This window comes from Hydrogenovibrio sp. SC-1 (assembly GCF_002848135.1).
In the GTDB taxonomy this organism is placed as follows: domain Bacteria; phylum Pseudomonadota; class Gammaproteobacteria; order Thiomicrospirales; family Thiomicrospiraceae; genus Hydrogenovibrio.
In genome coordinates, this window is sequence record NZ_PKGB01000012.1 from 50,395 (window position 1) to 76,724 (window position 26,330).

At 42.4% G+C, this 26,330-nt stretch carries 27 protein-coding genes and 1 tRNA gene; 9 read left to right on the forward strand and 19 right to left on the reverse strand.

From position 1 onward, the window contains the following. Positions 1–134 precede the first annotated feature (134 nt). Genes CYQ88_RS07735 through CYQ88_RS07760 form a run of 6 tightly spaced genes read right to left on the reverse strand, consistent with a single transcriptional unit; the run spans position 135 to position 6,371 of the window. The gene (locus tag CYQ88_RS07735) at positions 135–1,706 is read right to left on the reverse strand and encodes a hypothetical protein (protein ID WP_101840785.1); all 1,572 of its coding nucleotides are present in this window, start codon (positions 1,704–1,706) and stop codon (positions 135–137) included. A 21-nt stretch (positions 1,707–1,727) separates the two neighbouring features. Beyond that, positions 1,728–3,122, reverse strand: a complete 1,395-nt coding sequence (gene traF, locus CYQ88_RS07740) for a conjugal transfer protein TraF (RefSeq protein WP_158236027.1) — start codon at positions 3,120–3,122, stop codon at positions 1,728–1,730. A gap of 23 nt (positions 3,123–3,145) precedes the next feature. Further along, positions 3,146–3,649 (reverse strand): hypothetical protein, encoded by a 504-nt coding sequence (locus CYQ88_RS07745; protein WP_101840787.1) that lies wholly within the window; start codon positions 3,647–3,649, stop codon positions 3,146–3,148. A gap of 16 nt (positions 3,650–3,665) precedes the next feature. Beyond that, a complete protein-coding gene (locus tag CYQ88_RS07750) occupies positions 3,666–5,027 on the reverse strand; it encodes an OmpP1/FadL family transporter (protein WP_158236028.1) in 1,362 nt (453 codons plus the stop codon). Next, positions 5,014–5,874 carry a M48 family metalloprotease gene (locus CYQ88_RS07755; RefSeq protein ID WP_101840789.1) on the reverse strand — a complete coding sequence of 287 codons (861 nt, stop codon included), beginning with the start codon at positions 5,872–5,874 and terminating at the stop codon, positions 5,014–5,016. The genes CYQ88_RS07750 and CYQ88_RS07755 overlap by 14 nt, the downstream gene beginning before the upstream one ends. Next, a complete protein-coding gene (locus CYQ88_RS07760) occupies positions 5,874–6,371 on the reverse strand; it encodes an SH3 domain-containing protein (RefSeq protein ID WP_101840790.1) in 498 nt (165 codons plus the stop codon). Before CYQ88_RS07760 ends, CYQ88_RS07755 begins: the two co-directional genes overlap by 1 nt. 231 nt (positions 6,372–6,602) lie before the next feature. On the opposite strand from CYQ88_RS07760, the gene CYQ88_RS07765 reads away from it, so the two are divergent. Further along, on the forward strand, positions 6,603–7,649 hold the full coding sequence (locus tag CYQ88_RS07765) for a hypothetical protein (RefSeq protein ID WP_101840791.1): 1,047 nt from the start codon (positions 6,603–6,605) through the stop codon (positions 7,647–7,649). 78 nt (positions 7,650–7,727) lie between these two features. Here CYQ88_RS07765 and CYQ88_RS07770 read toward each other — a convergent pair whose 3' ends face one another. The 6 genes from CYQ88_RS07770 to CYQ88_RS07795 all read right to left on the reverse strand — a co-directional run bounded on the left by CYQ88_RS07770 (position 7,728) and on the right by CYQ88_RS07795 (position 11,363). Then, the gene (locus tag CYQ88_RS07770) at positions 7,728–8,396 is read right to left on the reverse strand and encodes a hypothetical protein (RefSeq protein WP_101840792.1); all 669 of its coding nucleotides are present in this window, start codon (positions 8,394–8,396) and stop codon (positions 7,728–7,730) included. Next, positions 8,397–9,332 carry an MlaD family protein gene (locus CYQ88_RS07775; RefSeq protein ID WP_101840793.1) on the reverse strand — a complete coding sequence of 312 codons (936 nt, stop codon included), beginning with the start codon at positions 9,330–9,332 and terminating at the stop codon, positions 8,397–8,399. Further along, the gene (locus CYQ88_RS07780) at positions 9,314–9,778 is read right to left on the reverse strand and encodes a hypothetical protein (protein ID WP_101840794.1); all 465 of its coding nucleotides are present in this window, start codon (positions 9,776–9,778) and stop codon (positions 9,314–9,316) included. Before CYQ88_RS07780 ends, CYQ88_RS07775 begins: the two co-directional genes overlap by 19 nt. Further along, on the reverse strand, positions 9,766–10,551 hold the full coding sequence (locus tag CYQ88_RS07785) for an ABC transporter permease (protein WP_101840795.1): 786 nt from the start codon (positions 10,549–10,551) through the stop codon (positions 9,766–9,768). The genes CYQ88_RS07780 and CYQ88_RS07785 overlap by 13 nt, the downstream gene beginning before the upstream one ends. A 143-nt stretch (positions 10,552–10,694) precedes the next feature. Next, positions 10,695–10,785, reverse strand: a tRNA-Ser gene (locus CYQ88_RS07790). Positions 10,786–10,859: 74 nt separating this feature from the next. Continuing rightward, positions 10,860–11,363: a heme-binding protein gene (locus CYQ88_RS07795; RefSeq protein ID WP_233188842.1), complete on the reverse strand. Its 504-nt coding sequence runs from the start codon at positions 11,361–11,363 to the stop codon at positions 10,860–10,862. A 217-nt stretch (positions 11,364–11,580) separates the two neighbouring features. Between CYQ88_RS07795 and mvk the strand changes: the two genes are divergently transcribed. The 3 genes from mvk to mvaD are packed head-to-tail and all read left to right on the forward strand — an operon-like array spanning position 11,581 to position 14,564. Beyond that, on the forward strand, positions 11,581–12,621 hold the full coding sequence (gene mvk / locus CYQ88_RS07800; protein WP_101840796.1) for a mevalonate kinase: 1,041 nt from the start codon (positions 11,581–11,583) through the stop codon (positions 12,619–12,621). Then, positions 12,605–13,543: a mevalonate kinase gene (locus tag CYQ88_RS07805; protein WP_158236029.1), complete on the forward strand. Its 939-nt coding sequence runs from the start codon at positions 12,605–12,607 to the stop codon at positions 13,541–13,543. Before mvk ends, CYQ88_RS07805 begins: the two co-directional genes overlap by 17 nt. 7 nt (positions 13,544–13,550) lie before the next feature. Next, positions 13,551–14,564, forward strand: a complete 1,014-nt coding sequence (gene mvaD, locus CYQ88_RS07810) for a diphosphomevalonate decarboxylase (protein WP_101840798.1) — start codon at positions 13,551–13,553, stop codon at positions 14,562–14,564. Here mvaD and CYQ88_RS07815 read toward each other — a convergent pair. Continuing rightward, the gene (locus tag CYQ88_RS07815) at positions 14,557–14,961 is read right to left on the reverse strand and encodes a ClpXP protease specificity-enhancing factor (RefSeq protein WP_101840799.1); all 405 of its coding nucleotides are present in this window, start codon (positions 14,959–14,961) and stop codon (positions 14,557–14,559) included. The genes mvaD and CYQ88_RS07815 overlap by 8 nt on opposite strands. A 13-nt stretch (positions 14,962–14,974) precedes the next feature. Further along, complete coding sequence (locus tag CYQ88_RS07820; RefSeq protein WP_101840800.1) at positions 14,975–15,616, reverse strand: glutathione S-transferase N-terminal domain-containing protein; 642 nt, start codon at positions 15,614–15,616, stop codon at positions 14,975–14,977. Between the two features lie 344 nt (positions 15,617–15,960). Between CYQ88_RS07820 and CYQ88_RS07825 the strand changes: the two genes are divergently transcribed. After that, positions 15,961–17,256, forward strand: a complete 1,296-nt coding sequence (locus tag CYQ88_RS07825; RefSeq protein ID WP_101840801.1) for a sensor histidine kinase KdpD — start codon at positions 15,961–15,963, stop codon at positions 17,254–17,256. Further along, positions 17,253–17,807, forward strand: a complete 555-nt coding sequence (locus CYQ88_RS07830; RefSeq protein WP_101840802.1) for a response regulator transcription factor — start codon at positions 17,253–17,255, stop codon at positions 17,805–17,807. The genes CYQ88_RS07825 and CYQ88_RS07830 overlap by 4 nt, the downstream gene beginning before the upstream one ends. An 11-nt stretch (positions 17,808–17,818) precedes the next feature. Here CYQ88_RS07830 and CYQ88_RS07835 read toward each other — a convergent pair whose 3' ends face one another. From CYQ88_RS07835 to efp, 5 genes are all read right to left on the reverse strand, one after another. Beyond that, positions 17,819–18,949, reverse strand: coding sequence for a hypothetical protein (locus CYQ88_RS07835; protein WP_143483776.1), 1,131 nt, complete (start codon positions 18,947–18,949; stop codon positions 17,819–17,821). Between the two features lie 97 nt (positions 18,950–19,046). Then, positions 19,047–20,252, reverse strand: a complete 1,206-nt coding sequence (locus CYQ88_RS07840; protein ID WP_101840804.1) for a methanobactin export MATE transporter MbnM — start codon at positions 20,250–20,252, stop codon at positions 19,047–19,049. A gap of 155 nt (positions 20,253–20,407) precedes the next feature. Further along, entirely contained in the window at positions 20,408–21,358 is a 951-nt protein-coding gene (locus tag CYQ88_RS07845) for an MbnP family copper-binding protein (RefSeq protein WP_101840805.1), read from the reverse strand. 104 nt (positions 21,359–21,462) lie between these two features. Further along, on the reverse strand, positions 21,463–22,458 hold the full coding sequence (epmA, locus tag CYQ88_RS07850) for an EF-P lysine aminoacylase EpmA (protein ID WP_101840806.1): 996 nt from the start codon (positions 22,456–22,458) through the stop codon (positions 21,463–21,465). After that, entirely contained in the window at positions 22,448–23,014 is a 567-nt protein-coding gene (gene efp, locus CYQ88_RS07855) for an elongation factor P (protein ID WP_101840807.1), read from the reverse strand. Before efp ends, epmA begins: the two co-directional genes overlap by 11 nt. Before the next feature lie 98 nt (positions 23,015–23,112). Between efp and epmB the strand changes: the two genes are divergently transcribed. From epmB to CYQ88_RS07870, 3 genes are all read left to right on the forward strand, one after another. After that, complete coding sequence (gene epmB, locus CYQ88_RS07860; RefSeq protein WP_101840813.1) at positions 23,113–24,069, forward strand: EF-P beta-lysylation protein EpmB; 957 nt, start codon at positions 23,113–23,115, stop codon at positions 24,067–24,069. Continuing rightward, a complete protein-coding gene (locus CYQ88_RS07865; protein ID WP_101840808.1) occupies positions 24,069–25,586 on the forward strand; it encodes a glycosyltransferase family 39 protein in 1,518 nt (505 codons plus the stop codon). The genes epmB and CYQ88_RS07865 overlap by 1 nt, the downstream gene beginning before the upstream one ends. 97 nt (positions 25,587–25,683) lie before the next feature. Beyond that, positions 25,684–26,330: lysylphosphatidylglycerol synthase transmembrane domain-containing protein (locus CYQ88_RS07870; protein WP_101840809.1), on the forward strand; the 647-nt coding region annotated here is incomplete at its 3' end.

Genomic DNA, 26,330 nt, shown 5'->3' on the forward strand with positions numbered 1-26,330 from the left:
AAATAAAACCTAAACCTTATTCCTTTTCATTTGGTGAACAGTACCCTTTTGACCTAAATCTCAATAACTCTATTCAAAAAAAAACCACAATCTAAAAGATTGTGGCTTTCAATAGTGAATTACTCTAATCCAGACTAGAACACCGACTTACATTGCTCAGTCGTTGTTGGAACCGCGGTTGTTGTCTCTACTAGTTCAAATGAATCTGCAAAATATTCTTGAATATACTCATTGGTTTCCAGGGACTTGTAAGATGCAGCAATACAAGATGTTGTTGCACCACTACACTCTGTAACGCCAGCTGGATCAAGATTTTTTAGGGTGTAAGTACTACCCAGAACACTAATATAAGCAACAAATGTCTGTACCTGATCTTGTGAGAAACTTCCTTTAATCAAGTTATATTGAGTACCTTCTTTTTGACAAGCTGATACATTCCCGTCAGCCTGAAAATAAAATCGGAAACCATTAGTATCATTAGACATCTTTAAATGTTTACCACTAAACGCATCAAATGCTTTAGTTGCACCAATATTTGCATTAAATGCTCCGCTGGCACTATTGGTTGCACTGACTAAAGTCGTTGTATAGTCTCTAGCTGTATAATCAAAAGTATTATTTGTTCTAATAGCAAGGGCATTTTTAAGGCGATCTGCAGCATTTGCATCTAATGCTACGCTTTTAGCTACCTCAGCACTAAATAAGCTTTTCTTTAACTCTGCCAATGCAGGTGCTGCTGCAGGGCTGACTGCACAACCCGAAACATTATCTGTGTAACTATCACCTGAAACCGCTAACACACAATTTAAATACTTATTAAGCTCAGTGATCTCATTGGCCTTAAATGGATTCGTTTTCGATGTTTGCGTTGCAACGAAACTAAAAATGGATGAAGCTTTGGTTGAAATTGCAGATAGTGGATCGGCACCACTGGTAAAGTCCGCATTTAATAATAATGCACGATACGTTGCCGGCAAGAAATCCTTCAATTTAGTCCCAGAATTTGCATCGACAAAAGATTGAGCAACAGCTTCTGCAAGCTTATGAAAGTGAATACTCATCTTAAATGCTCGTGCCTTATTCCCGACATTGGCATCAAATGGGTCAATTAGATTTGGATCTGGTGCATCACCAACCGCACGAGTTTGACTACCCAAAAAGCTTCCTAAAAATTCATTGAATTTGGCTTTAAACTCAGCCTTAGTCAACCCATTTGGTATATCTGCATCTGACAAGTTTTCAATTTCTTGATTCAAGGTTGAAATAGCAGTCACTTTTAAGCCACTAGTATTGTTATCCAATAATAAGCTCATCGCCGCATTATAGACTTGAGTTGTTAGTAAATCCCGCCCAGTTTCAACCCGGATAACACCACCATCTTTTAAAGCCGCATCACCCTGTAAACAATTTCGCGAGGAAGGATTTTCGCAGTAATTTGTTCCATCTTTCGCAACTGAAAAATACCCATCCTTATCCGTAAAGGCACTAGGTTCGAACTCAGAATCATATTGGCCGTTTTTATTTACATCAACATACACCGTAGCAAATGCGACATAGTCATCAACAACGGCCCCAGACATTTGTACCGTAGAAACAGATCCCTTATCACTACTGCCTCCACCACAACTCGCTATAGCCACCAATAAAGCAGAAACCGAGGTAGCAATAAGTGATTTTTGAAATAAACTATTTGATATTTTCTTCATGACTAGCTCCTCAATCCTTTGTTAGAAATAAAACTCTAAGCCTAAGTTAAATTGCACCATTTTTGGAAGATCTATGGTTTCGTCTGTTGCAGAACTTAGATTGCTTAATTTTGATAAATCACTCATTTCTTCAAAGGCAATATCTAGATTTAATGGTCCCCAGGACAAACCTGGCGCATAGAACTTACGTTTATCACCGGCTAGGTTCGAATGATAACTGATTCTAAAGTCTGGCACTAACGCATAATACCATTCATCACCAGCGGCATCGGTTGCATAGGAAGCACTCACCGACATCCATTGTTGTTTTTGATTTAATAAATTCGAAGCGTCATTTAAGTCGGCTGAACCAGCTAGCGACCAATGACGATTTTTACTGTAATAAGCCCCTTCAATCCGCGCCTGAGGCGTTAATTCAACGGATTCACTTAGAGCATATTGGTTTGAAAAATATTTTTCTGTATAGGCTTGATTGGTTGTTCCGGCACCCAATTCATTATAATTGAATTTTGGAGTGTTAATATTTTGTACCATTAACCCAGCCATCCAGTTTTCAGCAAACCATTGAGCCCCGATATCTAAACCAAAAGCATTTTCATTTTGATTAAGATCACTGTGATCACTTAAATCCGAAGCAATGGTAATATCTTCATTATTAGCAGTTTGGGTAAGGTATTTTTTAAAGGAGTTGACTGATTTGACCAAACTGGCTTGAATCATTTTGGCTCTGAAGCCGACGGCCAAATGCCCACTATCATTTTGATAAAACTGATCTCCGTAAGTTAAAGCGACTTCCGTAGAGACAGCGGTCTTAAGATAAATCCCAGTTTTGACATCCAAGGCATTAACCAAATCATTATCGGTAAAAGAATTGCCCGATCCCGTTGCAACTAACTGGCTAGGATCGAATGTCACTGGACGGTCATCACTTAAAAGCGCACCCGTTCCTGAGGTTGCAAATGTCATTTCAACCCCAAATCCCCCTAGCTTATTATGCGTAAATACTAGGGGAAGGTTTCCTTGAGCATCCAATTGAAATGAGAAGTCATCACGAACTTTAGTAATCATCGAAACCAGCTCTTGCTCGAGTTCGGTTGCTTGTACCACTGCAGATTGTGTTGAGCTATTGAAACTTGTTAAAATTGGCTTAATATTATTAACGTACTGATCATTGAGTTCACCAAATCCTGCCTGCTGAAACCTAAACCCGCCGGACAGCCCCATACCAAAATTATTCTCGACATGTAAATTCCCACCTATCCAAGCGGGATTAGCCGTACTAGAAAAAATCGTATGATTATTACTGGCCTCCCCATACCCTAAATTTGACCCCGTCAGGAGAGGCTTTGATGCTGCCAAACTGGCAGAGCTTGATATAACCAACAGTGTTGCGAGCGTCAACTTATTTAATCGCATAGGTTCCATCCTCTTATAAGCAGTTAAGGGGTCATGCGCTGACGATAGGATTGTCCCTCCTCAGGCATAGGCATTGAATTCATTTTTTTATATTTTGCCATGTTTTTTTCCATTTGGGGTGCGAATGTACAATTTTTATTTTTAGCATTATCTAGTAAGAAGTGATGACGATCCGCAAGACTTTGAATTCGTTTCAATTCTGGCTGAGTAAACCCATCCAAAGTGGAACCATCAATATGATTATTGGCGGATGCACTACCAGACAAAAACGCCAAGACCATATCAACTATTGCTTGAATACCAAAAATACGTTTTTGACGCTCTTCTTTAATTTCAAACAATTCTTGTACATCTTTTTCGATAATTAACAACTTAGGTTTCAGTTGATCGCAACTCAGCCTCGAATCCCCTGGCTGGGAAACAGCAACAGGATCGAGGTTCACCTTTTTTTCAGGAGAAGATGAACACCCCGCCATCATTAAGATTCCTGAGAACCCGATTACAGCTAAACGTTTTTTATTTTTCATTTGACTTTCTCCAATGTTAAAACGAAGCTGCTGTTGAAATAAACAGATTCATACTATTAACTGAAACATTCTGAACACGGGTCGATGAATTAAATAGGTCAGCTTGACCTGAACCTTGTGAATAATTAATACCAACCGTTATATTCGACCCTTTGGTATAACGAGACAAAGACAAAGCGCCACCAATTAAATTGACGTGGTCTTGCTTATAGGTTGCGACATCACTGTTAGTATTCGCATTATTGGTATAAACCCCGCCTCTAAGCGCCCAAGTCGGATTCAAGAAATACTCGACGCCCCCTGCTAGATTCCAAGTAGCTTCATAGACATCGGTTTTAGAAGCATATCCAAAGTCAGCGGAATAAAGCAACGCATCCGTTGCAAAATAGGCCACCCCTAAATTCAGTTCAACAGGCAACTGATTGTCAGGGTTTTTTTGTAATGCTGAAGATGTTGCCTGTCCTAAATCCAGTGGGTCCAGCTGATTGTTATAGGTTGAACAATTACTATAATCACCGGCAACGGTTGCACTCTCTGTACATAAGTTATAAGTTGAATTTTCACGACTTTCTGGATTCTGACTAACCATAAAAGTGGTCTGAGCCATTAACCCCACAGAAACTTTCGGTGCCGGAGCCCACATAACCCCTAAACGTGGTTGAAAACCAAATTCTTCGGTCTGAATTTTTTGGTAATAGGTTCCGTCAAGTAATGCATTCTGCCCAGCATTCGTCTGGCCAGCAGGAATGACACCCGTTGCTTTAACATACTGCCAATTGGTCAGTTCTTTTTTACGCATATAGCCATAAAGCGTCAATCCGATTGAAACGTCCTTATTGACGGCAGTTGCATAAGAAACCCCTGCTAAAGTCGTTGTATCCTGGTTGTTAAAATCAATTTGTTGATTATCGATTGTTGTCATTCCCAAACTTTGTGCTTTAGTGCTAGGCGTAAAGTTGGTAAATTGATCACTTTGATCTTCTAAGTCATAGTTTGGTATGGCAATTGAAAACCCAACCGTACTATCATCACCCAAAGGCTGTGTCGCACCAAAGTAATTGGCCACCATCCCCGAAGAACTTCGTGTCCATTTGTGATTACTGCTATTAATATTACTGTACTCGGTTGTTTTGTAGTTATAAGCATTCACCGAACCAGAAATTTTAGGACTGCTTGCATAAACCACACCGGCGGGGTTGTAGTACAAACCCGACGCATCATCCGCGATCGCGGTATAGGCACCTCCCATCCCTGCAGAACGATCTCCCACTAGAATATCCTTATAATGATATTCATCGGCAAATGAAGCAGTCGAGATCACCGCGCCAGAAATGGCAATAAAAATTGATTTTTTTAATTTTGAATTAGTGATATTCATTGAAACGCTCCTGTAACTTGGCCAGGTTGATATTTGATAAGCCATTTTGTTCAATTAAAGTGTCCATTTCATTAATGCGCTCAGTCAAAGGCGGATGGGTCTCAGATAAAATCTGCACCTGTTCTGACTGATTTTTTTCAATCCGATTAAAGTAACGCATCAACGCAGTTGGGTCATAGCCAGCATTTGCGAGAAGAAAAACACTTGTTCGATCTGCCTCAAACTCGTCCTTTTTAGACTGCAACCCTTTATTAAAGAGGATTTCCATTGTCTCATCCAAAGCCTCATTAAAAGCTTGAGTTGCAGCGCGCCCACCACCAGATAGGACTGCACCTAAGCTATCTTCAGCATTCCCCTTAGCGCTCCTTAACTTAACCTTCTTAACATAATGACGCAACTCAACGTGCCCAATCTCATGTGCCAAAATGGCTGCCAATTCGGACTCATCTTCAATATTATTTAAAGCGCCTTTTGTGATAAAAATATACCCCCCAGGAGCTGCAAAGGCATTGATAATATCGGTATCCAAAACAATAAAACGATATTTCAACTCTGAACGCTCACTCATTTGTGCAACAACTTGCCCAACCTTATTCACGTATGCATTTAACTGATCATTTTTAACGGGAGGGTATTTCCCTAAGACCTTACTCGCCAATTCACGACCAAACAATATTTCCGTCGCAATATCGTCTTCGGTATAAGGCGCATCAGGAATCGTTGCAAACAATCGCTTATGGAAGTTACCTTCTGGTTGTGACATACCACTTGACATCACCGTCATGCCTAAAACAACCAGGCCTGCTTTTAGCAGCTTTGAGTCACTCACTCGCCATGTTGAATTCATCACAAACCTCCTTCAAGGGGTTGACTAAATTGCTCTAGCTCCTGACTGGTTACACTAAATGATTCCATATAGCGCACCCCTTCCATATTAACCACAACATCCCCTGCTTCTGCCCGAGCAGTTGCCGCTAAGCCTCTTGCCGCCGCCGCCGTAGTAATAGCAGAGGCACGACGCCTAACGTCTTTGAGCTCAGTCTCAGTGTCGCCGGGCAAAACGGTTATGCGATCATTTGGTGGCGTCTCTTTCACCAAAAATTTTGAGACCCAACCTTTCTTTTGGGCAAATGATACATTTAACCAAACACCTTTTTGATCAAGCACCTTAACTTGATCGCCCTTAACCAGCTCTGCTACCATCTCAGCCTGAAAATCAGGCTCTTTTAAAATTTTAGCTTTGTTGCTGGAGATATACTGTGGCTCAGCCTGCGCTGCAAACGGAATCAACACCATACTACTGAGCAATAAAGAAAGAAAATACTTTACTGGACGGTTTTTCATAACTACATCCCTATTATTAAGAAACAACTTAGGCTTAATATTACCCCCAAAGGGCCGCTTATTCAATTACGTTTATAAAGCACTGAGTCTGGTTTCAAGTTGAAATAGCATGTTCTTGAAGATTCTGCTATATTCTGACTTAGGTTTAATCATAATCCTGTTCAGCTTAATCAAACCTTAAATAAAATAATAAATTTGAATTCATTATTTCGCTCTGGTAGGAGAAGCATTATGCAAGTCTCATTTTCGACCATTATGATCATCACACTTTTTATCAGCTTCCTTTCTGCCTGTGGTGGCGATAGCAACTCTACAGATAACACAAACACCTCGCTTCAAAAATCGGCAAAAATTATCCTAAGCGCAAAATACGATACAACCAGCACCAAGTCAACGCGTGCCGAAACCACCCTTGGACAAGATGCAGACGGAGATGGAGGGGTTTGGAGAGCGATTACCCCCTCTAGCTTTAAAGTGGCATTTAAGAGCATTACCCTGAATAACAAAAATGGAACCACCTATTCGCTCATACCCGATACGGGAACACTTGCAAACAGCCAAGTCATCGATTTAAGTACCGATAGCTATGTCATTAATAGCGATGACATTCCCAACGGCGACTACGAAAGCATTTCTGCTGAAATTTACTACTACCAAATCACCATGCCTATAAACATCCCGGCGCAGTCTCAAGTTATCCGAGTCTATTTAAGTGATGACGACTTCAGCCAAGAAGGGAACTTAGGCCACCATCAAGGTGATATTACCCTAATTGGGGTCGACGGTACTGAAAAAGGCTGGGCAAAAGGTGGGGAAGCATGGTTACCATCAACCGCTAGCACAAACCGTTCAGTCGACCACAATGGCGCGGGTGGCGTAGACAGCGAAACGGGACACGCGAGAGGGTTCTATGGTGATAGCGACCTTTGGAATACTGCCTTAACCCAAAATGGATTTACTTATTTTGACCCCAACCAAGGCAGTAACCAGGACATCTTTCAAATTGCCTCGCCTTTGAATCTGACTGTTTTAGATGAAAGCCAATTCGAAATCAATGTTGCCTTCGACCTAACCAACGCTTGGCAATTTGAAGACTTTGATTTAGTAGATACGGCTGGTTATGAAGTATTCAACCCCGGTGCAGGAGGTATCAACGACACCAACAACCTTAACCCCGATGGCACTCAGTTACAAGATGCGGCCTGGTACAATAATACCGCTAAAAATGGTGCCGAATGGACTCCCGTGTTTAATATGCCAACGGTCACTCAAAAGTAATTATTCGACAACACAAATCACTTTGGCTGTTTTGGAATTAACTGTCGTTTGCAAAACAGCCTTATTCAATTTAGTTAACTAAGAGTCTTTTGTCAGTATTTCAATTTTCTTCAAAAGCTGTGCTGATTCATCAGCATCGGGTGTTCTGTCAGACAAATACGTCATCCATCGAATACTTGCCAATTTGTAACCATAATCCGCTGTTGTTTGAATGATTGCCCTCAGCGTCTTGAGTGTAAGCATCTCCTTGGCAATAGAGGCAGAAACTAATTGAGACTCTAATGGCGATATTGCCAATACCAATTCATCTAGTTTGGTCGTCTTTCCTGACTGCCATTTTTTTGCAAAACCGTGGTATTGTGAGGGCAGCTTGTCAACTTCGGACGCACTTAAACTACCTGACAAAAAATGATAATAAGCCTCTAATTCCGGCGCATTCACCAAAGGTTTTACCTGCAAATATAATGCACAATCTGACGCATTTAACACCGCAGCCTGAATGGCGCAATCAGCAATATAAACACGTGCTAAAGTTTCTAATTTGGCGCTTTGCTTGGCCTGACTGATTGCCTTTCTGCGCTCGCTTTCGGCTAAGATAACTCGACCTTCCAAGTAGTATTTTTGATAATTTTGAAAAGCAGAAACAGCTTTGACTTGCCAAGCGTTTTGAGGCTGACTAAACTGAATCGAGCATCCAGAAATAAACAATACAAAAACTCCAAAAGCGATTAAGACCCTTCTTTTCATTTATGGCAGCTCCAGGCGATTTGAGTTTTCATCTTGCATCATATAATCAATTTTATCAATGAGCTGATTCGTTTTCTCCACGCTCTTCAACAACTGCTGCTTTAAAATCAAAATATCTTGATCGGTTCCACCAAGTGCTTGAACGGTGCTTTCCAGTGTATTTAATTTAAGTGTTACATCAGTCAGAATAGTCGATACTTGCGTCATAATATCTTTTGACGGCACCACTATGGCTGCATTTAAGTTTTCAACTAAGCCTGACACCCCTAAAATGGTTTTCTGCAATTCTTTAATGGATGCTTGGGTTGTATTCAAGGTGTCTGACAGGGTTTGGCCATCTTCAGGATTACCCGTTAAGCTGGAAACGAATGAGGGGCTTTCCTTTAAATCTCGGATAATCACTTCTAAATGACCGAGCGTTTGAAACAAGGCGCCCTCTGGGTTTGACACCTGTTCGGTAATTAATGAGAAATCTTCAACTATGGCGATCAACTGGTTCACAGTCGGTTCTAGCTTGATAATAATATCATTTATATCATCACTGACCGTCATCTCAACATCACTGCCATCAGCTAACAAAGGCGAACTTCGATCCGAAAGAATCTCAATATAAGGAGATCCAATCAAAGGCTTTTTTAAAATAAGACGGCTATTTTCGGTAATCCACTTTCGATTCGTTTCGTTCACATAAAAACGTAAATTGACCAACCCCGTTTCTGTTAGATGAATATCATCAATATACCCCACCTCAAATCCCGACAATAGGAGCGGCATACCGACTTTAAAGGATTGCGCACTGGGGGTTGTAAACTGGAAATGATATTTTTGGTCAAACACGCCTTTCTGGTAGAGCAAATAGCCCGTCAACCCTAAAGTCACCAAACCCAAAGTCAACATAAAAAATCCAACCGCTAATTTCAGTCTAAAATATGACATGTCTGTCCTTGATAATGCATTCGATTACTATTCAACTCTAATATTGAAATCGCCTTTGGGCTATCCAATAATGCAATCAGTGCTAAGGTTTGCTCAACCGCATCTGCATGCCCAAGCAATGACAAAGGTAAGACAATAAATATTTCATCTTTAGGCATTCTCTCTGCACGTAATAACATCGTTGCAAACAACTCAAAATCGGAACAAGCACCAACCCGCTTACCTTCAATATGAGATAAATTCAATTTTGCTAATAGCCGACGGGCCAATGTCTGTGACGCCTTAATGGGCATAAACCGATGCACCTCATCCATTAAAGCAATATTCTCTTGCATACTTAAATTAGCAAGCAAGGGCGTTTTATCAGAGAGAACCGCGCCCTCAGAGTGAATTCGAGTCCACGCTTCAATTTCGTCATAGCTATCAAAAAACCTTACACTAACCATATCAGCAACGATACCGCCTCTATCACAAAAAGCGCCACAAATAAACTGACCATCCCCTTCAAAACGGCAACGGGAATATCACTATAACAGCTACCGGTTTTCAAACCACTATGTATGGGTAACAACATAATAAAAAACCCAAACGTCATGCTCTTTAACAGCAACATCAAAATATTATCAAATGACACTGCATTTAACAAAATACGCAAATAACTCGTCAATTCCATCTGCATAAAAAACAGTGAAAATAAATAACCGCTCACCAGCATAATGAACGAGAAAACAATCGCCAATCCGGTCACACTCACCACGCCACTTAGAATTCTAGGCAGAAACAAATAGTCAATCAGATTGACTTGATAGGAAGTTAGAGCATCCAATTCATGATTAACATGCATCAGGGATATCTCTGTATTCACTGCAGCACCAGACCTGAGTGCGACCAGTAACGCCGTAAAAAAAGGCGAAAACTCATTAAAAATAAAATAAACCAAAATACTACCGATTTCATTTAACAACCCCAATTCTGAAGCTAAAATGATTACTGAACCGATAATAATACTGCCAAAAATAAAGGCAATCAAAACAAAAACAGGCAGAACTTGAACCGCCGTAAAATATATCTGTTTAACCAGCACCATTCGCATAGCAGGATGATAACTTTGAGGCAAAAGCGCATGCCAAAAGACAGACAGTGCAAACCCAGCGACACTGACGGTTTTGTAAAAACGTTTTAATGTAAGATCACCTAACTGTGCGACTTGATTTAACATACCAATCTCAAATAGACCTTTAAAGCCAACTAAGCACCACCAGGAAGTATCTGGCAAATTATTTTATGATTGTAAACTAAATTTCTTCTCACTTTTGTTTAGACATAAAAAAAGCCCGCAAAAGCGAGCTTAATTTATAAAACTGGCAGAGAGGAAGGGATTCGAACCCTCGATAGGCTATTAACCTATACACGCTTTCCAGGCGTGCTCCTTAAACCGCTCAGACACCTCTCTAAATAGGAGAGAGAATTATACCCAAACAGCATTAAATTACCAGTTTTTTCCTTGATACATCCTGTGCCAGAGGCTTACATCATCTCCAAGTCCATTAACACAGCATCCAGTCCTGCCGCAGCACACTTTTCGTCATCCATCCCATCTGGCGCACCACTAACACCGATTGCACCATATAATTTACCACCGGCTTTAATCGGCACTGAACCCGCCATAAAGGCCAATCCTTCCCCCATAGTTTGTAAAGGACTATTGGCTCGACTTTCAAGCTGAGACCCTTTTACATTAAACATCACTGAAGTATAAGCCTTCTTTTGACTAATCCCCCAGGAAACAGGTGGCGCCATCGTATCCCGCATTTGAACTTGTGGAATACCATTCCGATCGACAACCGTAACCGAAATCGGAATACCCATTTCTCGACACGCATCCATTGATGCCTTTGCGATCGTATTAGCAACATCTGACGTAATTCTGTTAACTTGAACGACCATTGGCTCTTCAGCTTGCACTGGCAGTGCCACTGTTGCCGCCATAACCATGGAAGCACCTATTGTTTTAAGATAACCCATTTTCATAACCACTCCTATTTGCTATTGTTATTTCATTCTCTTCACAGAATCCTATCGTCCCTGTGATCATATCGTTATCGGTTAATTAACGATATAGTTGAAATAAAGATAGTTTTTTTAAGTCATAAAAATGTGAAAATATTATGAATCTATCCACATTAAAATGTTTCTAATGTTCGCTTTCGGCTACGTTATAATGTCATAAACCTAAAGAATAGAGCAAATGAGAACCTGTTGCCAGACACCTGCCAAATTAATCCTGACCGGAGAACATGCTGTCCTATTTGGTACGCCTGCACTCAGCATGGCGGTTAATTTTTTAACCCAATGCGATATGGTATTTACTGACAATACCCAACCAAAAAAATTATCGTTTAGCATCGCCCTCAACGACTATCGATCAACCCATCATTTTTCATTTCTTGAATGGCAAGACCAAATCATTCAAATCCGATCTCGATATGCGCTGTATGAAAAAAATTCGCTCGCCATTCAAACGGTCTGTAGCAACCCTGTGGATCTAGTGCTCCTAAGCCTTTATTTTTTCGACACCACCTACCCTCTTAAAAAAGGGCATTGGGACATTAAAATTCAATCAAAAATTCCTTTAGGAAGAGGGTTGGGCAGCTCTGCTTCAGTTATTATCAGTCTCCTACACAGTCTTTATATTCAGCACCAGTGCCCTATTATTGAAGAAGAAATTCTCAACCTCGCACAAAAAGTAGAATCCTTCCAACATGGTCATTCGAGTGGACTGGACACCACCACCATCTTTAAAGGGGGCTTAATCCATTTTCAGCATAAACATCCCATTCAGCAGCTAATTATGCAAAACTTTCATGGATGGTTAATTGATACAGGCAAACCCGACTCCACGACGGGACAGGCCGTCAGTCATGTTCATCAACAATTTCATCATCACCACGCTATTTGGCAAGCCTTTGACATGACCACAACTAAAATTGAGCAGGCCTGGCAAGCCTCAGACGCAGTGAAATTAAAAGAAGCCATCACCGAAAATGAACAACTGCTAGAAAACATAGGCGTGGTTCCAGAAAGAGTTCAAGCCTTTATCAAACGCATTAACCAACACCCCAATAAAGCCGCAAAAATTTGTGGTTCTGGCAGTATTCAAGGCGACAAGGCTGGCGTCATCCTATGTCTTAGTCACCAACCCCCCACTGAACTGTGTGAAGAATTTGGATATACGCTGCTACCGCTAACACTGAATGAACAAGGAAGTCATTGTGAAGTGGTCTTCTAGCGCTCCTGCCAACCTCATGTTAATGGGAGAACATAGCGTGGTTTATGGGCACACCGCAATTGCGTGTGCCCTCTCACAAAGAATACACATTGATTGGCAAACCCGAGAGGATGATCAAATTCTCATTCAATCTACGCTGGGACACTATCAAACAACACGTCAAGCCCTACCAGAATGTCATGCACCCTCAAAACTCATTTGGGTTATCCGCTGCCTACAACACTATCAAATCAAACTTAAAACTGGATTGAGCATCACCATCAAAAGTGATTTCAGCGACACACTGGGCCTCGGTAGCTCCGCCGCCGTTTTGGCTGCAATGCTTGGGGGGCTGGATTATTTTGTTGCCGATAAACCCGTTTCCTTAGGGCAACAATTCGCCACCGGACTCAAAATCATCCACAAAATTCAAGGCCGGGGTTCCGGCACCGATTTGGCGGCCAGTTTACATGGCGGTATTATTCATTTTCAGCCGAAAACACAACAGATTGACCAGCTCGCCACCCACCTCGATTTATCGTTGGTTTACTGTGGCTATAAAACCCCGACCGCAGAAGTCCTCCAACAGGTCGTGCAAGATTGGGCCGAATCACCTGCACAATTACAAAAGCTTTATCAGCTTATGGGTGACACCACTCAACTCGCCTATCATGCACTTTGCCAACAGAATTGGAATCAGTTTTCGCAGCAACTTAATCGTTACCAAGGCTTAATGGACACCTTAGGCGTCAATGATGCGACTTTATCGCATATTGTTTATTCACTGCGTCAAGACCCCAATATATCCGCCAGTAAAATTTCTGGGTCTGGTCTAGGCGATTGTGTGATTGCATTGGGCAAAATGTCTGAAGACACCTTAACTGACTACCAAAAAATTCACATCCAAGTCCAACCCCTTGGTCTAGATATTCAACCTTTATGAGCTGCCTATGTCATCATCAAAATATCAATTTATTCACAATATCATCCCACATCTAAGCCCCTCACAAAAAGGTCAAGGCCGCGCCAATGTCAATATTGCACTGGCAAAGTACTGGGGAAAACGTGATATTGAACTCAACCTACCGACCAACAGCAGTTTATCAATCAGCCTGCCAGGCTTGGGAACAGAAACCACCATTCAATGGATTGACAACAGCAAAGACACCATTACACTAAATGATCAACCTTGCAAGCCTGAACAGCCGTTTGCAGCACGCTTAAGTCACTTTCTAGAACCATTTCGTCCAGATCCTCAAGGGGGGTTCGAAATCAAAACGCACAATAGCGTCCCCACGGCTGCTGGCCTGGCTTCTTCCGCTTCAGGCTATGCAGCGCTGGTTTTAGCGTTAAATGATTGTTTTCAATGGCAGCTGGATCTAAAGTCACTTTCTTTATTGGCTAGACTCGGCAGTGGCAGTGCCAGCCGTTCAGTCTATGACGGGTTTGCGATTTGGCATCAAGGCCAACAACAGGATGGAATGGATAGTTTTGCAGAGAAAATTGACCAGGCCTGGTCAAATTTAAAGATTGGACTCTTAGAAATAGATATCTCTGAAAAGCCGATTGGTTCAACACAAGGTATGCAACAAACCGTCAACCACTGTGAGCTATATCAAGCTTGGCCACAGAAGGCAGAAAAAGATGTCGTCACACTCCAAAGCGCCATCGCTAATCAGGATTTTACGCTGTTGGGCACCACCGCAGAAAACAATGCGTTAAGCATGCATGCCACTATGCTTGCCACTTGGCCACCCATCTGCTATTTCCAGCCAGACAGCATCCAAGCCATGCAACAAGTTTGGCAACTTCGAGCGCAAGGCACCGAAGTTTACTTCACCATGGATGCTGGTCCCAATCTCAAACTACTGTTTTTAGAAAAAGATCAACAACAACTCAAGGAAAGCTTTCCGAACCTAAAAGTCATCCACCCATTTAGTGTGGAATCAGAAACGACTACTTAACAATCGATAAGTGTGGTTTCTTTTTAGTCGAAGGCTCAGCATCAGAATCCGTTTTTTCAGCATCCGATCCGACTTCTGCGTCCGGATAAGGTTCGGGGGGAAACGGCATTCCTTGTCCATTTTCTCGAGCAAAAATGGCCAAAACAGCTTCAGGCGGAAAGCCTATTTCTCGCTCAACACCTTGAAACCGAGCCTTAAACGTAAACCAATCATTTTCAAACTGCGGTGCACGAATCGCCTCAGGATGGACATTTAATACCAACACCCCCTCTTGCGCAAACTCCATTGGAACTCGAATTCCTGGGTAGTTAGAATCAATTTGTAAATGGGGCGTCCAATGATTATCAACAATCCAATCAAACATGGCGCGAATTAAATAGGGACGATTCGATAACATTTATGCAACCCTTTTAATGGACTTCTCTCATATCCAGCTCATCATCAGACAAGCTTTCCATAAACATATCTCTCGCCAAGACTTTATCTGAATAATCTTTAATCGCCTTAGCTGACTTTGGAAGCTCAATGCCCAAATAAGGTAATCGCCACATCAATACCGCTAAACTAACATCAACCAATGAATATTCTTCGCTCATAAAATAGGGTTGATGGTCAAAAACAGGAATCATTTGAATAATGCGCTCTTGCAAATCACGACGGGCTACATTTGCCGCTTCTTCATCATCTTTCTGAATGATAGTGTCCGCTAACTGATACCATTCCTGTTCAATTTGACGTAACATTTGGCGTGCACGCGCTTTGGCAACCGGATCAACTGACATTAATGGAGGATGCGGAAAACGCTCATCTAAATATTCCACAATAACCTGAGGCTCATATAAAACCAAATCACGGTCGACAAGAGTGGGTAAAGTCCCATAAGGATTTAATTCCATTAAGTCTTCAGGCATGCCTTCCGACGTATCCACTTCAATAATTTCAAGTGGAATATCTTTTTCTTGTGCCATTAAGCGCACTCGGTGCGAACTTGGGCTTTTTGAATCTGAAAATAAAGTCATTACCGAACGTTGCGTAATTGGCAAATCTGACATGTGTTTCTCCTGAAAGTCAGTATGTGACTTCAACACCTCGCAAACAGTAAATGCCTGCGCCTATAAAATGGGAAAGCGTGCTGAGAGCCGAGTATAAAAGGTTTTAAGACCTATAAATCGATTTTTAAATTCCAAACTTGTACAAAATATTTACTTAATCATTCATTATACACGGACTGTCAAGCCCTAAGCAGGGTAAGCCCTTGTTTGTTATTATTAATCAGACAAGTTTAACGGCTAATTCAAGCCAATCATTGAAACATCTCGACTTTCTGTGGATACCGCTGGTTTTTTATTGAAAACACTTATAACATAAGGTCGCAACCGTAGATAAGAGAAACACCTTGAACCAGAACACCCCCCAAAACACGACAACTGAATTAAAATATGTGATCGGCTTAATCGGCGTACTGGCTTTATTATGGACTGTCACCCTCAGTTGGTTTTATTTCCAACTGGAAATGTACTTTGACTATCGTGCTGTATCCATCTGGTTAGGGCTCTTATTCACAACTTTATTGCTTTTAAGCTTTGCCCAAAAATGTCGCCTGCTCAATCTTATCAAGCCGAATAATACAGGATCCAGTTGGTTTTTATTACTGTGTTGGATATTGATTATCGATACTGGCCTCCTCTACGAAACCGGTGGTACCATTAACCCGCTCACACATTTTCTGTTACTGCCACTGGCGCTCGGCATGCTGATCTTAACCACCCAAGGGTTTATTGCGATGGCTATCATCGCGGGTGCACTCTATACCTTTATCAGCCACTACTATGTTCCCTTACTCTCCTTAAAAGTTGCTAGCTTGGAAGCTTTTTTTGCTTGGTACTTACAGGGGTCTATGTTGGTTTTTTTAGGGCTAGTATTGTTATTGGCGATTTTGATCTTTCCATTAAAGCGCCGTCTAGAAAGCCAAACGGCTACACTAAATCGTCAAAAACAGCTTGCATTACAGAATGAAACTTTATTATCGGTTGGCAGCCTTGCCTCTGCTTCTGTACACCAACTTAGCACACCTTTGAACACCCTCTATTTATTAAAAGATTTACTCAAGAACGAAGTAAACACCTCAGCAGGGAAAGCACAGCTACAAACCCTTGCCGAACAAATTGATGTTTGCCGACAAGCCCTCAACACCTTACGTGAAAGGGCTGATCAGGCGCATCAACAACCTAACCAACAAATTGCCGTCTCAAAACTGCTACATTCACTCAAGCAAGAGTTTGCATTACTACATCCAAAAAGCCAATTAACGGTCGTGCCGCTGACCGCGTCTGACCCGCTATTAAAGGTTGATGCTAGTTTTAAATTGGCCATTATGAACCTACTAGATAATGCTGCACGATACAGCCCAGACGCCATTCAAATTCAAGTAACCCAAACAGATACGGAAATTCTCTTTCGTATTTGTGATCAAGGCGGGGGCGTTTCACAAGAAACCTTGGCAACCCTTGGACAACAACCTCAAAGTGATTATCACGGTATGGGAATGGGCGTTTTATTGAGTCGTATGATTATTGAGCGCTTTGGCGGTCGCATCCATTTTGAAAACGACACCTCTGACACCATAACGGGACTCGTCGCGACCGTTTCACTCCCTTTAACGACTAACCACGAAGAAATCTCAAAACCATGACACAAATAGCAAACCCAATTTTATTGGTTGATGATGACACCACTTTCTTGACGATTTTAGAGCAATCCTTGCAACAAAAAGGTTTTAACATTTATAGCGCAACCAGCCCTGAAAAAGCCAAACCATTGATTGCAACCCAACCCTTTGATCACGCCATTCTCGATTTAAATATTGATGGTGAAAGCGGATTGAACCTATTAACTGAACTCCTTTCGGAACAACCTGATTGCCAGGTCTTGATTTTAACAGGCTATGCCAGTGTGGCGACAGCAGTTGAAGCCATGCGACTTGGTGCAATGGATTACCTTTGCAAACCAGCAAGCATTCAAGAGATCATGCAATCTCTTCAACTCATTGAAACCACCGAACAAGAGACAAAATCTGAGGAAGCCCCTCAGTTTGAACCCATGTCGGTTAAACGAATGGAATGGGAGCATATTCAGAAGGTATTGATAGAACACAATGGCAATATCAGTGCAACGGCGGAAGCACTCAATATGCACCGCCGAACCCTTCAGAGAAAATTACAAAAACGCCCAGTGATTAAATAATACTGGACGGATTATCGACCGCTTAAAAACGTCTCCTTCCATACCAAACCAACACTATATCGTTGAGATTTCTCTGGCAAGGATTGATCTTGTGTCATTGCAACACGCCAAGCAAACCCATCGCTAACTTGCCAATGCCACTGTATCGTCTGTCGAATTGGACTGTCGGAACTCACCAAATTAGCACTGTCGCCTAAAATCGTTGCAGAGGTACCTGTTAAGGTATTCTCAAGGGAAATACGTTCATACCGATAACTCAATTGATGCTGATCATATTCTACGCTGGATGTTAAATAATGCCCCAAATGATTTGCTTCATAATCCATTGACCGCGTGCTATCAAAAACACTGCCTTTGGCTTTGAGGGAAGCCACTTCATAATCCACCTTCACACGCATCCCGGAAAAGCTAGGCGTACGCATCCCTAGCGAAAGCCCGATCAAGTCAGAATCACCACTGAATCGAACATCATCTGGCAGGGGAGAAAAAACGGTGCCGTGAGTATGGCCTGTGGTATAGCGGGCATCCCCTCTTTGAAAGGCCTTAGATTGATGCACATAACTTCCTGCATGAAGCCACCAATCTTGTAACGTTACTTGATACTGGACAAAAACATCCCGCGCCCCGCCTTTTTCACCACTGGTTGCTGGGAAAGCTTCACCATTCCAGTATTCGAGCCCAAACTTCCAATGCGAGCTTGGCTGCCATTTTAATCTCGCACCCTTGTCATGATAGCCTCTACCCCAAAAAGCATCCGCCATCAAAGCCGCTTCTGAAAACAATGCAAAACTGGCATGATGGGTTGCTATAGGAGAAAACTGGGCTTCTAACAAGCCCGCATCCAGTGTTAGGTCGTATTGAGGTAACTGATAGGCATATTGCAACTGCATTAATGCGGGTGTTGCTGCATGACCATCCCCTCCGCCATGAATACCTAACTTGGCACTCACACTCGCTTGATCACTCAAACGAGTAAATCCACCTAAATAGGCATCATCCAATTGCACACCGGAAGAAATTGGCAAGGCCTCACCCCCCATTAATAATCCAGGGATGCGCCAATACTCATTTTTAGCAACCACACTGTTTGAATAACCCGTTAAGCTGGCTGCTCCCCAAATTTGATAACGCTCTGTTAACATGTCACCGTGAGCCCAAACAGATGTTGCAGAAAAAAAGCTGACGCCAGCAGCCAATATAGTTCTTAGATTTATAGATTTCAAAGGTTTATCTCTATCTTTACTTAGTTAAAAACGGGTCGGAAAAGCGCGGATTTGTGGTAAACTCGGTGTCAGTTAGACTCTCTAAAAAAGCCACCAAATCATCAATATCTTGCTGTGTTGCCTCAAATCCCGGCACCAACGAACTTTTATTTGGATTTAACCGTCCATCGCCCACATTCACTCCTGAAGTAATATTACGTCCACCTGCAGCGTAATGACGCACCACTTCTTCCAAAGTTTGCATACTACCATCATGCATATAGGGAGCAGTCAAAGCGATATTACGTAAGGTAGGTGGTCGAAAAGCGCCTTTATCTTCAGGGTTTCCAGTAATCTCAAACAAGCCCTGACCACCTTCTGGATAATCCCCTTTTCCATTGATGTTATACAAGCCGTTATTGTGAAATTGCTTATTGGTAAACATTTGCGTTCGATCAGTCGATGCAGAAGAAAAATGCAACCCTCCGTGACAATGAAAGCATTCCTGTTTTTCACTGAAAAACATGTTCATGCCCCGAATAGCAGAAGCAGATAATGCCGTTTCATCCCCTGTAACATAACGATCGTAATCACTGTTCAAACTATTCAACCCCCGACCAAAGGAGGCTAAGGCTTTGGCAATATTGTTAAAGGTAAACAGATCAGCTTCATTTGGAAATGCTTCTTTAAAGCGTAGTTGATAATCTGCATCTTGAATAAATCTGGCTAAAATCTCATCTTGATTATCACCATTAATACCCAACTCAACAGGGAATTCACCAAACATTGGCACCAATGCCTGCTCTTCAAGCGTCACAACAACCGGGTTGGCCCAAGTCGTTGAGGAATTGAAAGCGATATTGACCAAAGCTTGAGAATTTCGAGGATGCACCATGCCAGTTGAACCTGATGGTGTTTGCAATCCGTCAGCAAAAGCTCTTTCTTGAAGATGACATGAACCACAAGAAAACGTTTCATTGCCAGATAAGCGTTTGTCATAAAATAAGTGACGTCCTAATTGAAATTTTGCTTCTGAAATCGGGTTATCTTCTGGCACTTTCGGTAAAGGGACATCTCGCGGTAAATTCCAATTAAAATCAGTATCACCTTCAACAGGCAACAGAACGGATGTTTTTGAGTCGTACTCAGGACAGGCCGTCAACAAAGCCAAACAACTTCCGATCAATCCTGTTTTGATGATTGTTTTTAAACCCAATCTAATTTGAACCTCTTTAAAACGCATTGATTCCCTCTTTAAATATTGCTTACCAAATAAGCAGAAAAAGCGCAATTCTTATAAAGAATGCGCTTTTTTATATATAAAACCAATCACCTTAACCCAGATGTTATCTGTGTTATATGAATCATCGGTTCATACCTATAACAGCCCAATGGCCTCTATTTTTCGACACTAAAAACGGTCTGAGTACCATCATTGACAGTTGCACCCGTTGCTTGTGTATAAGTCAATCCAAGCTTGCCTAACATAGAAGTACATTCTGGATCTCCAGGAAAAGACATACAACCAAATTTACCACCTTGGTCGTTATTCATGTCAACACCCGCAATCAATTTTTGATAATCAAACACTATGGTATCCACCGCCGTATCAGAAGCGGCAAAATTATCCAACTCCATTTGCACTACATTTGGACTTGAACACGCAGCAGTCGGCGCAGTCGTTGCATCTGCAGACGTACAGCCAATTGATCCCAAATGGAAGTTCCAAACAGTACCGGCATTACCACTCTGAACAATACCATTGGTTGGCGCAACATCCAAACGCATCATTTTGCGTCCGCCCTGCCAGTTCCAATAGTAATCTGAACTGGCATACTCGGTTTGCGTATTTAGTGCTGAGTTATGATTCACAGAAAATGGCAACCCAACTTTAAACCGGATTTTATTAATTGTGTGAGATCCTAAGTTTTTGACATCTAATTTCACTTGTTTATTGGTCGCTTCAGCACTGCCACCACAAGTTGCATCTTTATCACGATAATTGAAGAAAACAACACCATTGTCTGGATCTTGAAAATCTGTATCTGCTAATGTAGCACTAACAGCAGTACCATTATTATCGACTAACTCGATGTCATGAATAAAATATGCAAAATACTTAACCTTACCAGAATCATCACTGGTTCCTAAACCCGTTAAGGTTGCATCACAGCTGATATCAGTCGACCCTGAACGCGCGGCATAAGGAATCGTCAAGGTAGTCGTTGTATCCTCAGCTGCAGCGGTATCAGTTGTATCGGTACTGGTGCTTGAACCACCGCAAGCAACTAAGCCAAATGCCATACTTGCCAGTAAAGGGTAAGATAAATAATTTAGTGTCGTTTTCATTCAGTTTCCTCATCGTTATAATTTTGTTTCGGGTGAGATTATAAAGAAGCTACCGCTTTAAATCACTGCGACAAATTGTCACACCCCTAAGTTATCTTCGAAGATTAAGCATTCTCTATCGAAAACGGCATCACCTCTGACAGCTGATTGGCGCCGAGCGCTAAATGAAACAATCGGTCTACACCCAATGCCACACCTGAACAGGCCGGCAAGCTCGCTTCTGTCAAACCAGCAAGCAATCGCTCATCTAAGGGAACACTTTCAACCCCATCCGCTTGTCGCTGTTGCAATGACTGTTGAAATCGCTGATGCGTGATTTCTCCGTCTTGTAATTCTTGATAACCGTTTGCCAGCTCCATACCTTGCACAAACACCTCAAAACGCAGTGCTTCTTGTGGATTTTCTGTCGAAATTTGCGCCAATGCCGCATCTCGGGCAGGATAATGCGACAAACAAGTAATACGTTCGAGTCCAAGCTGCGGCTCAATGACTTCTGTCAAAACCAACTGTTCCCATAATGCTTTATCATCGGCTTCCACCCCCACTACCTCAGGGATATTAAATGCCCTTAAGCAAGCTCGACAATCTGCCGCTGTGGCATTATGAATGTTCGCTAAATTCGCATACTTCTGAAATGCTTGTTGGTAGGTGATCGCTTCTATCGGCAAATCCCCTAAAACCACTTGAATGACGTGAGCGGCTTCTTGCATCATCTCCACCATATTGAAGCCCAACCGATACCACTCCAACATCGTAAATTCAACTTGATGACGCGGACTTAAATCGCCATTACGAAACACTTTCCCCAAATAAAAAATATCTCCGCTTCCCGCACAAAGCAGTCTTTTCATTGGATATTCTGGGGAGGTGTGTAAATAGTAGGTTTGCATGGTCGCTTGACCTGGTAAACGAACCGCAGTTTTTAAAGAGTCTAAATGACGATCAGGTGTTGCATATTGCGACAGCATCGGCGTATCGACTTCCATCACCTCCCTCGCATAAAAAAACGCCCGCAATTGCTTTAGCCATTGCGAACGTTTTTGCAGCGCCTCCAATGAAGCGCTAGGACGCCAATCTGGTGAATTAAACTCACTTAGCACGTGAAATATATTCACCTGTTTGAGTATTACAAATCACTTTCTCACCAATTTGGATAAACAGCGGAACCTGAACAACAGCACCCGTTGATAAGGTTGCTGGCTTACCACCCGTTCCAGCCGTATCCCCTTTTAAACCGGGATCGGTTTCAGTCACTTCTAGCACCACTTGTTTAGGTGGCGCGACAGAAATCGGATCGCCATTCCAAAGCGTCACCGTACACATATCCTGTTCAATTAACCACTTTTGAACATCAGCAACCGCTGCTTCAGACGCTTGATATTGATCAAAACTCGCGGGATCCATAAAGTGCCAAAACTCACCGTCCGTGTAAAGATATTGCAAATCGGTATCCATGACATCTGCGGCTTCAACCTTTTCACCTGATTTAAAAGTTTTTTCCAAAACACGACCGGTGATTAAGTTACGGAATTTGACACGATTGAATGCTTGGCCTTTGCCCGGCTGAACAATTTGATTATCCACAATACTGCAAGGCTGACCATCCATTAAAAACTTCAACCCATTTTTAAATTCACTTGTACTGACTGATGCCATGATGTTTTTTCCCGAATGATGTAAAATAGCGCAATATTTTAACGCAACTGACCTTGGCTGGGAAAGTTTTCATTTCAGAGCGCTTTGAAAATCTCAATATGATTCACTCACTCACTGAACTCTGTGATTTAATTTCACTATCGCCTGCAGATCTGAACGCAGACACAGCACCTGACTTTCCGCTAAAAGTCCCCAAACATTTTGCCCATCGAATTGAAAAAAACTCTCCCCAAGACCCCTTATTACGCCAAGTCCTACCAGGCCTGGCTGAAAAATCGATTATTGAAGGGTTTACAGTGGATCCCGTCGGCGACCTAAAGGCCAATCCGACACCAAGCTTGATTCATAAATACCAAGGGCGTGCGCTGTTAATGACCAGTGGCCGTTGTGACATTCATTGTCGTTACTGTTTTCGCCGTCACTTTCCCTATCAACAAGCCAAAAAACAGCATTGGCAGACGGCACTCAAACAGATTGCCGCAGATCCGTCGATTGAAGAAATTATTTTAAGCGGTGGCGATCCGCTCAGTTTGTCAGAAAACAGTTTGATTGAACTCATTGCCGAACTCGAGAAAATTTCACATCTCACCACGCTACGAATTCACAGTCGAACGCCAGTGGTGGCACCCAACCGTGCTGAGATGCCCTTATTATGGCGAACACTCAATGCGAGCCGATTGCAAAGCGTTGTTGTCGTCCATTGCAATCATGCCAATGAACTCAGTGACGAAACTGCGCGTTTATTTCAAACACTCAAGAAAGCTAATGTCACCCTCCTTAATCAGTCGGTATTATTGAAAGGCGTAAATGATGATGTGACAACCTTGACTCAACTGAGTAAAAAACTATTTCAACAAGGTGTGCTACCCTACTATTGTCATCAGTTGGATAAGGTTGCGGGGGCTGCGCACTTTGAAGTTAAAAATGACCAGGCCTGGGCCATTTTTGACCAGCTTCGCCAACAACTCCCAGGGTATTTAGTGCCGAGATTGGTTTCAGAAATTGCAGGCGAACCCTATAAAACGCTCATTTTCCCAACAAAGGAAAGCCATTAATGCATTACTGGCGACCACAAACACCCTCGGCGAAAGCCAGTTTTTGGCTGGTACTTGCCATTTCAATTTGGCATCTTTTTTTGGCTGGCCAGGTCAATCTCAGTGTCGATGAAGCACATTATGCGCTTTATGGTCTCAAACCAGATTGGAGTTATTTTGACCATCCGCCGATGGTGGGCTGGCTCAATGCCATCGCACTGCAATTTGGACAAAGCGAGACGATCCTCCGCACCATCCCCGCGCTGTTCTTTGCATTAGCAAATATCATTCTTTACCGAATCGCGATACGGCTTTTCCCCGACTTTATCTGGATCGGTTTTTGGACTTTGGCACTGATTAATAGCGCCTTTATGTTTCAGCTACTCAGTATATCGATGTTACCCGACACGCCATTAATGCTTGCCAGCTTAATGGTAGTTTGGCAACTACTGAATTTACGCGATTTCCCCGCCCAATCACGTGCGGCTTTTTACAGTGCCTTGTGGCTCGGGTTTTGGTTAGGAATCGCAGCCCTGTCTAAATACACGGCCATTACCCTCGTATTTTCTTTACTGCTTATACTGTTGATTGAGCGTCGATTTGACTGGCTAAAGAACCGTGGACTCTGGTTAGCCGTTATGATCACCGCGGCGATGACGACCCCTATCCTGTGGTGGAATCTTCTCCATGATTGGCTGTCTTTTTTATACCAAATTCATCATGGCTCACAAAACACCGACTGGCAATGGCAGCGACTGCTCAACTCACAACTGGCTCAAATGGGGGTCTATTCCCTACTGTTATTTATTGCAGGGATTGTGTTGATGTTATATTGCTGGCGACCCACAACGAATTCAATCACTCAAGCGTCAACTCGAATTTTAAGCAGTTTTAGTTTACCCATTCTGATACTTTTCGGCTGGAATGCCGGCTATGAAATGAGCCTTCCCCACTGGACACAACTGGCGTGGTTACTGATGAGTCCGGCTGTGGTTTATTATTGCTGGCAACACTGGTCAAAACGATGGTTACGCATCAGCGTTTATATCAGTAGCACACTCACCCTCACGCTTTCTGTGTTATTAAACAGTCAACTGGCAACCCCTTGGATGCCTTTAGCCGAAAAAAACAATATTGTCCGTGAGCTCCATGGCTGGCCACAGGCGGTGGCGGAGGCAAAAAAAATGCAACTCTCCTATAAAGTACCTTTATTTGCCAGCAATTGGACCCAAGCCAGCCGCATTGCTTGGTATGCAGCACCCCAGCCAATTTATGTGACTGACAATCGTTTTGACCAGTTCGATTTATGGTTTGGCAACCCTCCGGCCAGCAGTGATGGTCTGGTCATTATTCCCGGTTACGAAAGCCGTCCACCCACAACGGGCAGGCCTGGTCATTTTAAACAGTGCCAGGCGTTAAAAAACCTACCCATTGTCCGTCACCAGAACACGGTGGTACGTTATTACTTTTATTATTGTCAAGACTTTCAAGCCGTTCAATATCAGGGTTGGGTGACGGAACTGCCGATTGTAAAATAACTGTCCCAACTAAAGCTTCGCAATAAATTCGCAGTTTTGGACAGGGTTTGCGATAATAGCCGACATCCATTCATGCAGACATCATTAAGGGAATCTTTTGAGCAATTTGATTAAAGTTGGCCTATCCATTGCGATTATCGGCTATATTCTGTCAAAATTTGACCTGCTTGCCGTTTGGGAAATTATTCTAAATGCTAACTTTGGACTAATCCTAGCAGCTTTATTGGTTCAAATACTGAGCCAAACAGTTGCGGCTTATCGTTGGTCGCTCATCATGGCAATGCTCAAATTTCAACATGCCTTCGGCTTCTATTTACGCAGTTATTTCAAGGGAAGTCTCTTTAATCAAGTGTTACCCACCAGTATTGGAGGCGATGCTTTCCGTATCGCCGAAGTGTCAGCTCATGGAGGCTTAATCCGAGAAGCTTTTTATGGCGTCTTTATCGACCGAATCGTTGGTTTGGTTGGCTTATTGTTATTAAATTTATTGGCCAATAGTATTCAATCCGACCTCATGCCCCATCAAGTGTTTATGGCGATTAATATTATCTTGATATTAGCGTTGTTTGGCTTATTTGTGTTAATGGCCATTCATAAGTTTTCAGTCTTCAATCAATATAAAATCACTCGCCCTTTTTACCAGCTATCAGAACGCTTTCGTTTTATATACAAAACGCCGAAACGCATCAGCCAGCAACTCGGACTATCAATTTTAATTCACCTGCTATCAATGATTGCCATTTT

Coding starts and splice junctions, on each gene's coding strand:
- CYQ88_RS07735 (WP_101840785.1), bottom strand. CDS start 1,706: ATGAAGAAAATATCAAATAGTTTATTTCAAAAATCACTTATTGCTACC.
- traF (WP_158236027.1), bottom strand. CDS start 3,122: ATGCGATTAAATAAGTTGACGCTCGCAACACTGTTGGTTATATCAAGC.
- CYQ88_RS07745 (WP_101840787.1), bottom strand. CDS start 3,649: ATGAAAAATAAAAAACGTTTAGCTGTAATCGGGTTCTCAGGAATCTTA.
- CYQ88_RS07750 (WP_158236028.1), bottom strand. CDS start 5,027: ATGAATATCACTAATTCAAAATTAAAAAAATCAATTTTTATTGCCATT.
- CYQ88_RS07755 (WP_101840789.1), bottom strand. CDS start 5,874: ATGAATTCAACATGGCGAGTGAGTGACTCAAAGCTGCTAAAAGCAGGC.
- CYQ88_RS07760 (WP_101840790.1), bottom strand. CDS start 6,371: ATGAAAAACCGTCCAGTAAAGTATTTTCTTTCTTTATTGCTCAGTAGT.
- CYQ88_RS07765 (WP_101840791.1), top strand. CDS start 6,603: ATGCAAGTCTCATTTTCGACCATTATGATCATCACACTTTTTATCAGC.
- CYQ88_RS07770 (WP_101840792.1), bottom strand. CDS start 8,396: ATGAAAAGAAGGGTCTTAATCGCTTTTGGAGTTTTTGTATTGTTTATT.
- CYQ88_RS07775 (WP_101840793.1), bottom strand. CDS start 9,332: ATGTCATATTTTAGACTGAAATTAGCGGTTGGATTTTTTATGTTGACT.
- CYQ88_RS07780 (WP_101840794.1), bottom strand. CDS start 9,778: ATGGTTAGTGTAAGGTTTTTTGATAGCTATGACGAAATTGAAGCGTGG.
- CYQ88_RS07785 (WP_101840795.1), bottom strand. CDS start 10,551: ATGTTAAATCAAGTCGCACAGTTAGGTGATCTTACATTAAAACGTTTT.
- CYQ88_RS07795 (WP_233188842.1), bottom strand. CDS start 11,363: ATGAAAATGGGTTATCTTAAAACAATAGGTGCTTCCATGGTTATGGCG.
- mvk (WP_101840796.1), top strand. CDS start 11,581: ATGAGAACCTGTTGCCAGACACCTGCCAAATTAATCCTGACCGGAGAA.
- mvaD (WP_101840798.1), top strand. CDS start 13,551: ATGTCATCATCAAAATATCAATTTATTCACAATATCATCCCACATCTA.
- CYQ88_RS07815 (WP_101840799.1), bottom strand. CDS start 14,961: ATGTTATCGAATCGTCCCTATTTAATTCGCGCCATGTTTGATTGGATT.
- CYQ88_RS07820 (WP_101840800.1), bottom strand. CDS start 15,616: ATGTCAGATTTGCCAATTACGCAACGTTCGGTAATGACTTTATTTTCA.
- CYQ88_RS07830 (WP_101840802.1), top strand. CDS start 17,253: ATGACACAAATAGCAAACCCAATTTTATTGGTTGATGATGACACCACT.
- CYQ88_RS07835 (WP_143483776.1), bottom strand. CDS start 18,949: ATGTTAACAGAGCGTTATCAAATTTGGGGAGCAGCCAGCTTAACGGGT.
- CYQ88_RS07840 (WP_101840804.1), bottom strand. CDS start 20,252: ATGCGTTTTAAAGAGGTTCAAATTAGATTGGGTTTAAAAACAATCATC.
- CYQ88_RS07845 (WP_101840805.1), bottom strand. CDS start 21,358: ATGAAAACGACACTAAATTATTTATCTTACCCTTTACTGGCAAGTATG.
- efp (WP_101840807.1), bottom strand. CDS start 23,014: ATGGCATCAGTCAGTACAAGTGAATTTAAAAATGGGTTGAAGTTTTTA.
- epmB (WP_101840813.1), top strand. CDS start 23,113: ATGATTCACTCACTCACTGAACTCTGTGATTTAATTTCACTATCGCCT.
- CYQ88_RS07865 (WP_101840808.1), top strand. CDS start 24,069: ATGCATTACTGGCGACCACAAACACCCTCGGCGAAAGCCAGTTTTTGG.